At 70.1% G+C, this 13,039-nt stretch carries 14 protein-coding genes; 11 read left to right on the forward strand and 3 right to left on the reverse strand.

Going from position 1 to position 13,039, the window contains the following annotated elements; genetic code table 11:
• Positions 1 to 16: 16 nt before the first annotated feature.
• On the forward strand, positions 17 to 1,018 hold the full coding sequence (locus AC3WRN_RS08675) for a TraB/GumN family protein (RefSeq protein WP_068097577.1): 1,002 nt from the start codon (positions 17 to 19) through the stop codon (positions 1,016 to 1,018).
• Positions 1,019 to 1,116: 98 nt separating this feature from the next.
• Here AC3WRN_RS08675 and AC3WRN_RS08680 read toward each other — a convergent pair whose 3' ends face one another.
• Complete coding sequence (locus AC3WRN_RS08680; protein WP_492622671.1) at positions 1,117 to 2,061, reverse strand: aldo/keto reductase; 945 nt, start codon at positions 2,059 to 2,061, stop codon at positions 1,117 to 1,119.
• An 85-nt stretch (positions 2,062 to 2,146) separates the two neighbouring features.
• Entirely contained in the window at positions 2,147 to 2,326 is a 180-nt protein-coding gene (locus tag AC3WRN_RS08685) for a hypothetical protein (RefSeq protein ID WP_492622672.1), read from the reverse strand.
• 112 nt (positions 2,327 to 2,438) lie between these two features.
• On the opposite strand from AC3WRN_RS08685, the gene AC3WRN_RS08690 reads away from it, so the two are divergent.
• The 6 genes from AC3WRN_RS08690 (at position 2,439) to AC3WRN_RS08715 (ending at position 7,762) form a co-directional block, all read left to right on the forward strand.
• A complete protein-coding gene (locus AC3WRN_RS08690; RefSeq protein ID WP_068097562.1) occupies positions 2,439 to 3,356 on the forward strand; it encodes a LysR substrate-binding domain-containing protein in 918 nt (305 codons plus the stop codon).
• Between the two features lie 85 nt (positions 3,357 to 3,441).
• Positions 3,442 to 4,554, forward strand: coding sequence for an S-(hydroxymethyl)glutathione dehydrogenase/class III alcohol dehydrogenase (locus AC3WRN_RS08695; protein ID WP_492622673.1), 1,113 nt, complete (start codon positions 3,442 to 3,444; stop codon positions 4,552 to 4,554).
• A 198-nt stretch (positions 4,555 to 4,752) separates the two neighbouring features.
• Complete coding sequence (locus AC3WRN_RS08700) at positions 4,753 to 5,415, forward strand: NYN domain-containing protein (protein WP_068097556.1); 663 nt, start codon at positions 4,753 to 4,755, stop codon at positions 5,413 to 5,415.
• 76 nt (positions 5,416 to 5,491) lie between these two features.
• Complete coding sequence (locus AC3WRN_RS08705; RefSeq protein ID WP_492622674.1) at positions 5,492 to 6,427, forward strand: class I SAM-dependent methyltransferase; 936 nt, start codon at positions 5,492 to 5,494, stop codon at positions 6,425 to 6,427.
• 14 nt (positions 6,428 to 6,441) lie between these two features.
• On the forward strand, positions 6,442 to 6,975 hold the full coding sequence (locus AC3WRN_RS08710; RefSeq protein ID WP_492622675.1) for a pseudouridine synthase: 534 nt from the start codon (positions 6,442 to 6,444) through the stop codon (positions 6,973 to 6,975).
• Between the two features lie 40 nt (positions 6,976 to 7,015).
• Complete coding sequence (locus AC3WRN_RS08715; protein ID WP_492622676.1) at positions 7,016 to 7,762, forward strand: class I SAM-dependent methyltransferase; 747 nt, start codon at positions 7,016 to 7,018, stop codon at positions 7,760 to 7,762.
• Between the two features lie 3 nt (positions 7,763 to 7,765).
• Here AC3WRN_RS08715 and AC3WRN_RS08720 read toward each other — a convergent pair whose 3' ends face one another.
• Positions 7,766 to 8,563 (reverse strand): TatD family hydrolase, encoded by a 798-nt coding sequence (locus AC3WRN_RS08720; RefSeq protein WP_068097631.1) that lies wholly within the window; start codon positions 8,561 to 8,563, stop codon positions 7,766 to 7,768.
• Between the two features lie 304 nt (positions 8,564 to 8,867).
• Between AC3WRN_RS08720 and gspE the strand changes: the two genes are divergently transcribed.
• From gspE to AC3WRN_RS08740, 4 genes are all read left to right on the forward strand, one after another.
• Entirely contained in the window at positions 8,868 to 10,601 is a 1,734-nt protein-coding gene (gene gspE, locus AC3WRN_RS08725) for a type II secretion system ATPase GspE (RefSeq protein WP_492622677.1), read from the forward strand.
• Positions 10,602 to 10,766: 165 nt separating this feature from the next.
• A complete protein-coding gene (gene gspF / locus AC3WRN_RS08730; RefSeq protein ID WP_068097537.1) occupies positions 10,767 to 11,984 on the forward strand; it encodes a type II secretion system inner membrane protein GspF in 1,218 nt (405 codons plus the stop codon).
• Positions 11,985 to 12,015: 31 nt separating this feature from the next.
• The gene (gene gspG / locus AC3WRN_RS08735) at positions 12,016 to 12,441 is read left to right on the forward strand and encodes a type II secretion system major pseudopilin GspG (RefSeq protein WP_082823522.1); all 426 of its coding nucleotides are present in this window, start codon (positions 12,016 to 12,018) and stop codon (positions 12,439 to 12,441) included.
• A gap of 92 nt (positions 12,442 to 12,533) precedes the next feature.
• Positions 12,534 to 13,001 carry a GspH/FimT family pseudopilin gene (locus tag AC3WRN_RS08740; RefSeq protein WP_255373128.1) on the forward strand — a complete coding sequence of 156 codons (468 nt, stop codon included), beginning with the start codon at positions 12,534 to 12,536 and terminating at the stop codon, positions 12,999 to 13,001.
• Positions 13,002 to 13,039 lie beyond the last annotated feature (38 nt).

Here is a 13,039-nt window from a genome sequence, read left to right on the forward strand (position 1 = left end):
GGCATGGAGCGATCCGATGCGTCTGTTGCACGTGGCTTTCCTGTTCGCGCTGGGCGGCATGCCGCCGGCGTTTGCGCAATCGGCCGCCGCGCCGCCTCCCGAGGTGGCCAACCTGCCCGTGGTGGTGGTGAGCGGCGTGCAGCCCGGGCCCGGCCTGTGGAAGGTATCGAAGGACGGGCACGTGATGTGGGTGCTCGGCACGCTGTCGCCGCTGCCGCGCGCCATGCAGTGGCAATCGCGCGAGGTGGAGCAGGTGCTCGGCGCCTCGCAGCAGGTGCTGCGGGAGCCCTCGGTGCAGCTGAAGGCCGACGTCGGCTTCCTCGGCAAGCTGTTCCTGCTGCCTTCGGCCTACAGTGCGCGCAAGAACGATGACGGCGCGACCCTGCAGCAGGTGCTGCCGCCGCCGGTGTATGCGCGCTGGCAGGTGCTGAAGCTGAAGTACCTGGGCGACGACCGCGGCGTCGAGCGATGGCGGCCACTGTTCGCCGCGCAGGAGCTGTACAAGAAGGCGCTGAAGGCGAACGGGCTGAGCCGCTCCGGCGGGGTCGAGGCGAGCGTGGACGAGCTGGCCAAACGCAGCGGCGTGCCGGAACTGCCGACCGACTACCACGTGCTGATCGAGCACCCGCGCGCGGCGATCAAGGCGTTCAAGCAGGCCGCGCCGCGCGACACCACCTGCTTCATCCGCACCCTGGACAGCGTCGAGCACGACATGCCGGCGATGACCGCGCGCGCCAACGCCTGGGCCACCGGCGACCTGCAGGCGCTGCGCGAGTTGCCCGACAGCGATCGCCACGATGCCTGCGTGGCGGCGGTCGCCGGCGCCGGCTTCGCGCAGACGCTCGGCCTCGACGACGTGCCGGCGAAGCAGCGCGCGACATGGCTGGCCGCCGCGCGCAAGGCGCTGGCCGGCAACGCGCAGACCTTCGCCTTGTTGCCGATGGACGAGCTGCTGAAGCCGGATGGCTACCTGGCCGCGCTGCAGGCCGAGGGCTACCAGGTCGACGCGCCGGAGTGAGCCACGCCGGAAGCCGTGTAGGAGCGCACCCTGTGCGCGATGCTCTTCGTCCCGATCGACATCAGAGCATCGCGCACAGGGTGCGCTCCTACACGTGGTCAGGCGCTGGCCAGGTCCAGTTGCGCGATCTCGTTGTCGCTCAACTGCAATGAAGTGGCGCCGAGCAGTTCGTGCAGCTGCTCCACGCTGGTGGCGCTGACGATCGGCGCGGTGAGGCCGGGGCGGGCGATCAGCCACGCCAGCGCGACCTGCGCCGGGGTGGCGCGATGCGCGGCAGCCACCGCGTCGAGCGCGTCGAGCACCTGCAGGCCGTGCGGGTTGAGGTACTTCTTCACTGCGCCGCCGCGCGCGCGGCTCTTGGCCAGGTCGGCCGCGCTGCGGTACTTGCCGCTGAGGAAGCCGCTGGCCAGCGCGTAGTAGCTGATCACGCCGACGTGCTCGCGGCGGATCAGCGGCTCCAGCTCCTGCTCGTAGCCGGCGCGGCTGACCAGGTTGTATTCCGGCTGCAGGCTCTCGTAGCGCGGCAGGCCGTGCCGCTTCGATACCGCGAGCGCGTCGGCGAAGCGTGCGGCGCTGAAGTTGGAGGCGCCGATCGCGCGCACCTTGCCGGCCTCGATCAACCGGGCGAACTCGCCCAGGGTGTCCTCCATCGACACGCTGGCGTCGTCGTCGTGTGCCTGGTACAGGTCGATGCAGTCGACCTGCAGACGCTTCAGCGAGCCGTCCACCGCCTGGCGGATGTTCACCGGCGACAGGCCGGGGTGTTCGGCCCACTTGGCGACCTTGGTCGAGATCACCACCCGGTCGCGCTTGCCGCTCTTCTTCAGCCACTTGCCGATGATGGTTTCCGACTCGCCGCCGCGGTTGCCGGGCACCCACGCCGAATAGACGTCCGCGGTGTCGATGAGGTTGCCGCTGGCGTCGACGAAGGCGTCGAGCAGCTCGAACGAGCGCTTCTCGTCGGCGCTCCAGCCGAACACGTTGCCGCCGAAGGCGAGCGGAGCGACGGAAAGCGGCGAGTGGCCGAGCGGGCGCTGCTGCATGGAAAACCTCGAACGGGGTTGGGGATACCCCGTCCGAGGTGGTTGCGGCCGGCGCCGGAATCAAGCGCCGGCGGTCGCGCCAGGGTCAGCGTGGCTGGACCAGCCGCGGCCAGGCTGCCGCGCAGCACGTCGCCACGATCGCCTTGACCTTTTTGGCGGGAGGCTCGGGTCGATCCTTGTCGCTGCTCGCATCGGGCAGCCAGTCCGGGTCGACATGGGTGATGTGGCCGTGCAGGAACAGCAGGTCTTTCCAGAGCGAGTTCATGGGGGGAAGCCTCCTGAAGTGGAGCCTTGGACTTGGGGAGTGCTCAAGGTACACACGCGGAAGGCCGCCAAAAAGCGATATATTCGCAAGCCAGACTTGAGGGATATTCAAGATGGGAAAGTTGCCGCTGGGCCTGTTGCAGCAGTTCGTGCTGGTCGCCCGGCAAGGCAACCTGTCGCACGCCGCGGCGCAGGCCAACCTTACCGTCAGCGCCTTGAGCCACCAGATGCGCCAGCTGGAGGAGCGCCTGGAGCGGCGCCTGTTCGAGCGCGGTCCGCGCGGCGTGAAGCTGACCGTCGACGGCCGCCATCTGCTCGAGGCGGTGGGCGAGCATTTCGACGGTATCGAGCACGCGCTGGCGCGCTATCACACCCGCCACCACGATGGGCTGACGCTCAGCGCCAGCCCCGGCATCATGTCGAGCTGGCTGGTGCCGCGGCTGCCGCGGCTGGTCGCGGCCCATCCGGACCTGGAGCTCAGCCTGCAGTCCAGTTCGACCCTGGTGGATTTCGCGCTCGAACCGGTGGACGTGGGCCTGCGTTACGGCCGCGGCGAATGGGCGGGCCTGCATAGCGAGCGGCTGTTTGGCGAGTGGATAGCGCCGGTCGCCGCGCCCGCGCTGGTGGCGCGGATGGGCGATGCCGACCCGCGCGATTTGTCGCGCTGGCCGCTGCTCGGCGAGCCGACCCCCTCCACGCGCTGGCACGACTGGTTCACCCGCTATGGCGGCACCCGGCCGACGCGCTACGTGGCGCAGTTCGACAGCCTCGATGCGCTGCGCCACGCCGCGCTGGAGGGCCTCGGCGTGGCGCTGGGGCGCATGGTGACCTCGAAATCGCTGATCGATGCCGGCCGGCTGCAGGTGCTGGGCGACGAGTACATGCCGGTAGCGGAGGCGTACTGGCTGGTGTATCCGCCGCGCTCGCTGGAGCACCGCGGCATGCAGGCGTTCCGCGAGTGGCTGCTGGCCGAGGCGGACGATTACTGCCGGCAGATGCCGGCGCTGGGCTCGGGCATGACGATCGACTGATCCGGCCGCGCCGGCTGGCGCCTGGCGAGGGGGCAGTTACCATAAGCGGTTACATGCCGCCGCATCACCCCGAGGAGTCCGCATCATGAAATCACGCGCCGCCGTCGCCTGGGCCGCAGGCCAGCCGCTCAGCATCGAACAGGTCGACGTGGCCGGGCCGAAGGCCGGCGAAGTGCTGGTGCGCATCGTCGCCACCGGCGTCTGCCACACCGACGCGTTCACCCTGTCCGGCGCCGACCCGGAAGGACAGTTCCCGGTGATCCTCGGCCACGAGGGCGGCGGCATCGTGGAGGAAGTGGGCGAAGGCGTCACCTCGCTGAAGGTGGGCGACCACGTGATCCCGCTGTACACGCCCGAATGCGGCGAGTGCAAGTTCTGCCGCTCCGGCAAGACCAACCTGTGCCAGAAGATCCGCGCCACCCAGGGCCAGGGCCTGATGCCGGACGGCACCTCGCGCTTCTCGCTCAACGGCAAGCCGCTGCTGCACTACATGGGCACCAGCACGTTCAGCGAATACACCGTGCTGCCGGAGATCTCGCTGGCGAAGATCAACCCCGCCGCGCCGCTGGACAAGGTGTGCCTGCTCGGCTGCGGCATCACCACCGGCATCGGCGCGGTGCTGAACACGGCCAAGGTCGAGCCGGGCGCATCGGTGGCGGTATTCGGCATGGGCGGCATCGGCTTGTCGGTGGTGCAGGGCGCGGTGATGGCGAAGGCCGGGCGCATCGTGGTGGTCGACAGCAACCCGGCGAAGTTCGAGATGGCGAAGCTGCTCGGCGCGACGGACTTCATCAACCCGAAGGACTATCCGGACACGCCGATCCAGCAGGTCATCGTCGAACTCACCGACGGCGGCGTGGACTATTCGTTCGAGTGCATCGGCAACGTGCAGGTGATGCGCTCGGCGCTGGAGTGCTGCCACAAGGGCTGGGGCGAGTCGATCATCATCGGCGTGGCCGGCGCGGGGCAGGAGATCAGCACGCGGCCGTTCCAGCTGGTCACCGGCCGGGTCTGGCGCGGCTCGGCGTTCGGCGGGGTGAAGGGTCGCTCGCAGCTGCCCGGCTACGTCGAGCGCTACCTGGCCGGCGAGATCAGGATCGACGAGATGATCACCGAGGTGCTGCCGCTGGAGCGCATCAACGAGGCGTTCGAGCTGATGCACCAGGGCAAGGTGATCCGCTCGGTGATCCGCTACTGAAGACGCGATGCCGAAACGGCTGGCGCAGGGCGGGCACGGCCCGCCGCTCCTGCCGGGAATCGGCGGGCGGTGCCCGCCCTGCAAGAGCGGTGTCCCGCGGTGCGGATGAGGCTCTAGAATAGGCACGCGCCGCCGGCCCCATTCTGCTGGCGGCGTTCATTCCTTCTTTCCATGCCAGCACATCCATAAGGTTGTCCGATGAACCGCACCGCCATCCTCGTCGACGGCGCCTTCTTCCTTGCCCGCTACCGCAAGGTGTACGGGGAGCGCGATGCCGGCGATGCGCGCGCGGTGGCGAAGACTCTGTTCGGCATGGCGCTGGAACACCTGAAGGCGGTGGACCGCCCGCGTGACCAGCTCTACCGCATCTACTTCTACGATTGCCCGCCGCTGGAAAAGAGCTTCGTCAAGCCGATCAGCGGCGACAGCATCGACTTCGGCCGCACCGGCGCCGCCGCGTTCCGCCGCGAGCTGCACGACCAGCTGCGCCGGCAGCGCAAGATGGCGCTGCGGCTGGGCCGGCTGGCCGAGCGCGGCGAGTGGCAGCTGAAGCGCGGCACCTACCAGCAGCTGCGCGAGGGCAGCCTGCACTGGGACGCGCTGGGCGACGAGCACTTCGAGCCGGACATGCGGCAGACCCAGGTCGACATGAAGATCGGCATCGACATCGCCGCGCTGACCTACAAGAAGCTGGTCGACCAGATCATCCTGGTCGCCGGCGATGCGGATTTCATCCCGGCCGCGAAGCTGGCCCGCTACGAGGGCATCGACTTCATCCTCGACCCGATGTGGCAGGGCATCGCGCCGGACCTGCACGAACACATCGACGGCCTGCAGTCGGTCTGCCCGCGGCCGTTCTGAATCGTCTACCGGGCCTGCACAAGGGTTGCGCGATAGTGCGGCGGGTCCGGGCGGCCACCATGCCAAGGAGTCATTCATGAATCACGGGACACAAGCGGCCAGGACGGGGTTGGCAAACCTCGTGGCGGCCATGTTGCTGGCGGCCTGCCTGGCGGGGCCGGCGGCCGCTGCCCAGGCGGTACCCGTCGCCTCGGCCCAGCCGGACCAGCCGACCGACGTGCTGGTGCCGCCGACCAGCGCCCGCGACTTCACCGCCTCGCAGCTGGACGGCGTGCTGGCCGGCAGCTGGCGCTCGGCGGCGAACCGCGCCCGCGACGTCTACCGCCACCCCAAGGCCACCTTGCAGTTCTTCGGCGTGCGGCCGGACTTCACGGTGATCGAGATCACCCCCGGCGGCGGCTGGTACGCCGAGATCCTGGCGCCGCTGCTGCGTGACAACGGCCGCTACGTCGCGGCGGAGAAGGCGCCCGCCGCCGACGCCGAGGCGCGCAGCGACGACAGCGCGCTGCGCCGCAAATTCGCCGCCGACCCGGCGCACTACGGCAAGGCGGCGATCGTCACGTTCGACCCGAAGGCGCCGGTGCTCGGGCCGCCCGGCTCGGCCGACCTGGTGCTGACCTTCCGCAACGTGCACAACTGGGCGGTGGCGGGGACCGCGCCGGCGATGTTCAAGGCGTTCTTCGCGGTGCTGAAACCCGGCGGCGTGCTGGGCGTGGTCGACCATCGCGCCGACGACGGCGCCACGCTGGAGGCGGTGAAGTCGAGCGGCTACCTGCCCACTCACTACGTGGTGAAGCTGGCCGGCGAGGCCGGCTTCGTGCTGGACGAGAGCAGCGACATCAACGCCAACCCGAAGGACACCAAGGACTATCCGAAGGGTGTATGGACGCTGCCGCCCACGCTCACCCTGGGCGAGCAGGACAAGGCGAAGTACCAGGCGATCGGCGAGTCCGACCGGATGACCCTGCGCTTCGTGAAGCCCGCGGCGCCGGCGCCGGCCTCCACGCCCTGAGCCGAAGCGGCGTCATGCTGATCGCGCTGAACAAGCCGTACGGCGTGCTGTGCCAGTTCACCGACGATCGCGGCCGCCCCACGCTGGCCGGCTACGTGCGGCAGAAGGGCGTGTATGCGGCGGGCCGGCTGGACCACGACAGCGAGGGCCTGCTGCTGCTCACCGACGACGGCGCGCTTGCGCACCGGCTCACCGACCCGCGCCACAAGCAGGCCAAGACCTACCTGGCGCAGGTCGAGGGCACGATCGACGACGCGGCGATCGCCGCGCTGCGCCGAGGCGTGGTGCTGAACGACGGCCCGACCCTGCCGGCCGAGGCCGCCTTCGCCGCCGAGCCGGACTGGCTGTGGCCGCGCGATCCGCCGGTGCGCTTCCGCAAGGCCATTCCCACCAGCTGGCTCACGCTCACCCTGCGCGAGGGCCGCAACCGCCAGGTGCGCCGGATGACCGCCGCGGTGGGCTTCCCCACCCTGCGGCTGATCCGCGTGCGTATCGGCGAGCATGCGCTGGACGGCCTCGCGTCCGGCGAGACGCGGGTGGTGGGTTGAGGCGCGATAATCGCGAAACCCGTTCCCACGGAGTTCCTACATGGAGTTCAAGGACCACTTCTCCGGCCACGCTGCGCTTTACCGCGACGCCCGCCCGCTGCCGCCCGCCGACTGGTTCGACTGGCTGGCGGCGCAGGCGCCCGACCTCGCGCTGGCCTGGGACGCCGGCTGCGGCAACGGCCAGGCCAGCCTGGGGTTGGCCGCGCACTTCGAGCGCGTGGTCGCCACCGATCCCAGCGCCACGCAGATCGCGCAGGCCGCGCCGCATCCGCGCATCGACTACCGTACCGAGCCGGCCGAACGCAGCAGCCTCGCCGCGGGCAGCGTGAGCCTGGTCGGCGTGTCGCAGGCGCTGCACTGGTTCGACCTCGACGCGTTCCACGCCGAGGTGCGCCGCGTGGCGAAACCCGGCGCGCTGCTGGCGATCAGCGCCTACGGCAACTGCAGCGTGAGCCGCGCGGTCGATGCGGTGGAGCGCCAGCTCCACCACGACACGCTGGGCCCGGACTGGCCGCCCGAGCGCATGCTGGTGGAAACCGGCTACCGCGACCTGCCGTTCCCGTTCGCGCTGGTGGAGGCGCCCAGCTTCATGATGCGCGCGGACTGGAACCTCGCGCAGTTCCTCGCCTACCTGCATTCGTGGTCGGCCGCGCAGCGGCACCAGAAGCGCACCGGCCGCGACGCGGTGCAGGCGGCCGCGCCCGCGCTGGCCGCGGCCTGGGGCGATCCCGAACGGGTGCGCGCGGTGCGCTGGCCGTTCTTCGCTCGGGCGGGACGGGTAGAGTAGCGCTCAGGCCGCTCCGGCCAGGCCGAAGAACGCCAGCGCCGTCGCGGTGCTGTTTGCCGCGGTGACTTCCGCGCTTTCGCCGCGGTCGCGGGCGACTTCCTCGCAGATGTGCTTCAGGTACATCGGCTCGTTGCGCCGGTGGCTGGGCGGCGGGCGCACCGTGCGCGGCAGCAGGTACGGCGCGTCGGTCTCGAGCATCAGCCGGTTCGCCGGGATCGTGCGCACCAGTTCGCGCAGGTGGGTGCCGCGGCGCTCGTCGCAGATCCAGCCGGTGATGCCGATGTGGCAGTCCAGCGCGAGGTAGTCGGCAAGCGCCTCGCCGGTGTCGGTGAAGCAGTGCACCACCGCGGCGGGCACCCGGTCGCGCCAGCGCCGGAGCAGGGCGACGAAATCGCCGTGCGCGTCGCGCTGGTGCAGGAACAGCGGCTTGCCCACGTCCGCGGCGATCGCCAGCTGGCGTTCGAACACCGCCAGCTGCACCTCGCGCGGCGAGTAGTTGCGGTGGTAGTCCAGCCCGGTCTCGCCGACCGCGCGCACCTGCGGCTGCGCCGCCAGTTCGCGCAACGCCGCCTCGGTGGCGTCGTCGTAGTCGACCGCGTGGTGCGGGTGCACGCCGGCGGTGGCGTACAGCGTGCCGGGATGCGCCTGGGCCAGCGCCAGCGCATGTTCGCTGCCGTCGCGCGAGGCGCCGGTGACGACCATCCGGCCCACGCCGTGCGCCTGCGCGCGCTGCAGCACGGCGTCGAGGTCGTGGCGGAACGACTCGTGGGTGAGGTTGGCGCCGATATCGAGCAGCTGCATGGTCTGGCCGGTCATCGAAAGCGGCATTGTCCCAGACCCCGGCGGTGGCGCAAACGCACGGCCGGCCGCGGGCGCGGCGCGAGCCTGCGACCCGGGTCACGCCGGCGGCGGCACAGGAAATTTTCCTAGGCCGCGAAGGTCCAACGCTGCGGGCGCAGGCCTCACAATGGACGTTTGTGCCGCCGTGGCGGCCGGCGGCGGGCCGCGTTCACCCGCCGCCGGCCGGATGTGCTAACTATGGCGCTTGCCGTTTCGCCGCCGGGGAGCGCCGGCGGCTTTTCGCAGATATCGAGCGGGGTGGAGGATGTCGGCAGTGATCGAGCCGGCGGTCGGCGGGTCGGGTCGGGTCGTGGATGACCGCGAGGCGGAAGTCTGCGCGTGGCTGGTCGCGCGCGGCCGCCTGAAGGACGGCGACCTCGCCCGCGCGCGCCGCCTGCACGAGGAATCGGCGGAGGGCACACTGACCACGCTGATGGCGCGGCTGGGCCTGGTTTCCGAGCGCGACCTGGCCGAGGCCTGGGCCGAGCTGCTGCAGGTGCCGCTGCTGGCCGTGCGCGATGCGCCGGAACTGCCGCCGGCCGAGCTGGAGCTGTCGCTGCGCTTCCTGAAACAGCAGCACGTGGTGCCGGTGCAGGATGGCGAGCACGGGCTGGCGCTGATCGTGGCCGACCCGGCCGATCCGTATCCGCTGCAGGCGGTGGAGCTGGCCGCCGGGCGGCCGGTGGCGCTGCGCGTGGGCCTGCGCTCGGAGATCGACGGGCTGATCGAGCGCTATTACGGTTCCGGCCGCTCGGCGATGGGCACGATCGTGGAGAACCTCGACGGCAGCGCGGCGGAAGAGGACGACGTCGAGCACCTGCGCGACCTCGCCTCCGAGGCTCCCGTCATCCGGCTGGTCAACCTGATCCTGCAGCGCGCGGTCGAGCAGCGCGCGTCGGACGTGCACATCGAGCCGTTCGAGAACCGCCTGAAGGTGCGCTACCGCATCGACGGTGTATTGCATGAAGTCGAAGCGCCGCCGTCGTCGTCCACCGCCGCGGTGATCTCGCGCGTGAAGATCATGGCGCGGCTGAACATCGCCGAGCGCCGGCTGCCGCAGGACGGCCGCATCCAGCTGCGCGTGCAGGGCAAGGAGCTGGACCTGCGTGTATCCACCGTGCCGACCAGCTTCGGCGAGTCGGTGGTGATGCGCATCCTCGACCGCGAATCGGTGGTGTTCGACTTCGCCTCGCTGGGCTTCACCGACAGCTTCCAGTCGCGCTTCGTCGAGGTGCTCAACCGGCCGCACGGGATCCTGCTGGTGACCGGCCCCACCGGCTCGGGCAAGACCACCACGCTGTACACCGCGCTGTCGCGGATCAACACGCCCGACGTGAAGATCATCACCGTCGAGGACCCGGTCGAGTACCAGATCGAGGGCATCAACCAGATCCAGGTGAAGCCGCAGATCGGGCTGGATTTCGCCGGCGCGCTGCGCTCGATCGTGCGCCAGGACCCGGACGTGATCATGATCGGCGAGATGCGCGACCTGGAAACCTGCCGCATCGCGATCCAGTCCGCACTCACCGGCCACCTGGTGCTGTCCACCCTGCACACCAACTCCGCCGCCGGCGGCATCACCCGCCTGCTCGACATGGGCGTGGAGGATTACCTGCTCGGCTCCACTGTCAACGGCATCCTGGCGCAGCGGCTGGTGCGCCGGCTCGATCCGGCGACGGCGGTGCCGTATGAGCCCTCGCCCGAGGTGATCGCCCAGTTCGAGCTGGAGAAGTACGCGGACGGCAAGCCGATCCGGCTGTGGAAGCCCGGTTCCAGCACGGCGAATCCCAGCGGCTACCGCGGCCGCCAGGCGATTATGGAGTTCCTGGTGATGAGCGACCCGCTGCGCCGCCTGGTGATGCAGAAGGCCGACGCTGGCGAGATCGAGAAGCAGGCGCGCGCCGAGGGCATGCGCACCATGTACGAGGACGGCATCGCCAAGTCGCTCGCCGGCGTCACCACGCTGGAGGAGGTGCTGCGTGTCACGCAGGAGGGCTGAGGCGCTCCATCCCTTCTCCCTTTGGGAGAAGGTGCCCGAAGGGCGGATGAGGGTCCGGGCGGAGTGTGGCGTTGCGCCGTGCCGGAACCCTCACCCCTCTCACCCGCAAGGGGACTCCCTTTGGGTCGCCAGCGGGAGAGGGGTCGAAGTGCGCGGTTTGGTCGCATGAGCCAGTTCCAATACAAAGCCGTCAGCGAAGCCGGCGAAGTCCTGCAGGGCCAGATGGAAGCCGCCAGCGTCGAGGAAGTGATCGGCCGCCTGCAGGACCAGGGCCATACGCCGTTGGAAGCGTTGCCGGCCGACGGTGCGGGCGGTGGCGGCGGCTTCGCCGCGCTGTTCAAGCGCGGTCCGTTCAGCGGCGACCAGCTGGCCCAGTTCACCCATCAGCTGGCGACCCTGCTCGGCGCCGGCCAGCCGCTGGACCGCGCGCTGGGCATCCTGCTCGACTTGCCCGAGGGCGAGCACGCGAAGAAGCTCGTCGAGCGCGTGCGCGACCGCGTGCGCGGCGGCAACAGCCTGTCCTCGGCGCTGGACGAGGAGCATGGCGTGTTCCCCAAGCTGTACGTCAGCCTGGTGCGCGCCGGCGAGGCGGGCGGTTCGCTGGAAGAGACGCTGCGCCGGCTGGCCGATTACCTGGAGCGCGCGCAGCAGCTGCGCGGCAGCATCGTCAATGCGCTGATCTATCCGGCCTTCCTGCTGGCCGGCGTGCTCGGCTCGCTGGTGCTGCTGCTGGCCTACGTGGTGCCGCAGTTCGTGCCGATCTTCGAGGACATGCAGGTGCCGATCCCGTGGATCACCGCCGCGGTGCTGGCGCTGGGCAACGCGCTGCAAGCGTGGTGGTGGCTGATCCTGCTGCTGCTCGGCGGCGGCCTGTTCGCCTGGCGCGCGCGGTTGCGCGATCCGGCGATGCGGCTGGCCTGGCATGCCCGGCTGCTGCGGCTGCGCCTGGTCGGCCCGCTGCTGCTGAAGGTGGAAACCGCGCGGATCGCGCGCACGCTGGGTACCTTGCTGAAGAACGGCGTACCGTTGCTGAGCGCGTTGACCATCGCGCGCCAGGTCACCGGCAACCGCGCGCTGGACGCGGCGCTGGAGGCGGCGCACGAACAGGTCAAGGGCGGCGCCGGGCTGAGCCTGGCGCTGGGCCAGTCGAAGCTGTTCCCGCGGCTGGCGATGCAGATGGTGCAGGTCGGCGAGGAAGCCGGCCAGCTCGACACCATGCTGCTGAAAGTCGCCGACACCTTCGAACTCGAGTCCAGGCGCGCGATCGACCGCCTGCTGGCGGCGCTGGTGCCGGCGCTGACCATCGTGATGACCGTGCTGGTGGCGATCATCATGGCCGCGATCCTGCTGCCGCTGCTCAGCCTCACCAGCAATATCCAATAGACATTCCATTCGCACATTCGAGGTGATCCCCATGCGGCAAAGGCAACCACGACGTATCGGCTCGAACGCCGGTTTCACCCTGCTCGAAATGCTCGCGGTGATCGTGCTGATCGGCATCATCGGCGCGGTGGTGGTGACCCAGGTCGGCAAGAACGTCGACAAGGGCAAGTACGGCGCGGGCAAGGCGCAGCTGATGACGCTGAACCAGAAGATCGAGAACTACGCGCTGGACAACGGCGCGCCGCCGCCACAGCTGGAAGGGCTGGTGACGAAGCCGGCGAACGCGCCGAACTGGCAGGGCCCGTACGCGAAGGAGTCCGACCTGAAGGATCCCTGGGGCCACGCCTTCGGCTACCAGTACCCGGGCGAGCACGGCAGCTTCGACCTGATCTTCTACGGCCAGGACGGCAAGCCCGGCGGCGATGGCTACAGCAAGGACGTGGGCAACTGGCAATGAAGCCGGGATTCGGTGAGCGACGGGATTCGGATCCGGCAAGAACGGGCGCCCCCGCACTTGCCTGGTGCGCTCTACTGAATCCCCAATCCCCAATCCCGAATCCCGGCCGGCGGCGCGCCGCCGGCTTCACCCTGCTGGAAATGCTCGCAGTGATCCTGTTGATCGGGATTGCCGCGGCGGCGGTGTCGATCGCGGTGACCCAGGGCCTGGCCAGCGCGCGCGCACGCGCGGCCGGCAGCGAGCTGGCCGGCGCGCTGCGGGCGACCCGCGTGCAGGCGATCGTGCGCGGCGAGGAGCAGCATTTCGACGTGGACACCCGCGCGAACAGCTACGACGACGCGAAGCGGCATGGCGTGCGTCTGCCGAAGGGCCTGCGCGTGAGCATCACCAGCGCGAAGCAGGACCAGCCGAACGACCACACCGGCCGCATCCGCTTCTTCCCCGACGGCAGCTCCACCGGCGGGCGCATCACCCTGCGCAGCGGCCGGCGCGAATGGCACGTCAACGTGGCGTGGCTGACCGGCGAGGTGCGCGTGGTCGATGCGGTGGCGCAGCGATGAGAGCCGGGATGACCAGACATTCGTCTGTTGAAAGCGGG

Source organism: Rhodanobacter sp. FW101-FHT13A11 (genome assembly GCF_058790335.1).

Coding starts and splice junctions, on each gene's coding strand:
- AC3WRN_RS08705 (WP_492622674.1), top strand. CDS start 5,492: ATGAATCACGGGACACAAGCGGCCAGGACGGGGTTGGCAAACCTCGTG.
- AC3WRN_RS08685 (WP_492622672.1), bottom strand. CDS start 2,326: ATGAACTCGCTCTGGAAAGACCTGCTGTTCCTGCACGGCCACATCACC.
- AC3WRN_RS08700 (WP_068097556.1), top strand. CDS start 4,753: ATGAACCGCACCGCCATCCTCGTCGACGGCGCCTTCTTCCTTGCCCGC.
- gspF (WP_068097537.1), top strand. CDS start 10,767: ATGAGCCAGTTCCAATACAAAGCCGTCAGCGAAGCCGGCGAAGTCCTG.
- AC3WRN_RS08720 (WP_068097631.1), bottom strand. CDS start 8,563: ATGCAGCTGCTCGATATCGGCGCCAACCTCACCCACGAGTCGTTCCGC.
- gspE (WP_492622677.1), top strand. CDS start 8,868: ATGTCGGCAGTGATCGAGCCGGCGGTCGGCGGGTCGGGTCGGGTCGTG.
- AC3WRN_RS08675 (WP_068097577.1), top strand. CDS start 17: ATGCGTCTGTTGCACGTGGCTTTCCTGTTCGCGCTGGGCGGCATGCCG.
- AC3WRN_RS08690 (WP_068097562.1), top strand. CDS start 2,439: ATGGGAAAGTTGCCGCTGGGCCTGTTGCAGCAGTTCGTGCTGGTCGCC.
- AC3WRN_RS08710 (WP_492622675.1), top strand. CDS start 6,442: ATGCTGATCGCGCTGAACAAGCCGTACGGCGTGCTGTGCCAGTTCACC.
- AC3WRN_RS08695 (WP_492622673.1), top strand. CDS start 3,442: ATGAAATCACGCGCCGCCGTCGCCTGGGCCGCAGGCCAGCCGCTCAGC.
- AC3WRN_RS08680 (WP_492622671.1), bottom strand. CDS start 2,061: ATGCAGCAGCGCCCGCTCGGCCACTCGCCGCTTTCCGTCGCTCCGCTC.
- AC3WRN_RS08715 (WP_492622676.1), top strand. CDS start 7,016: ATGGAGTTCAAGGACCACTTCTCCGGCCACGCTGCGCTTTACCGCGAC.
- gspG (WP_082823522.1), top strand. CDS start 12,016: ATGCGGCAAAGGCAACCACGACGTATCGGCTCGAACGCCGGTTTCACC.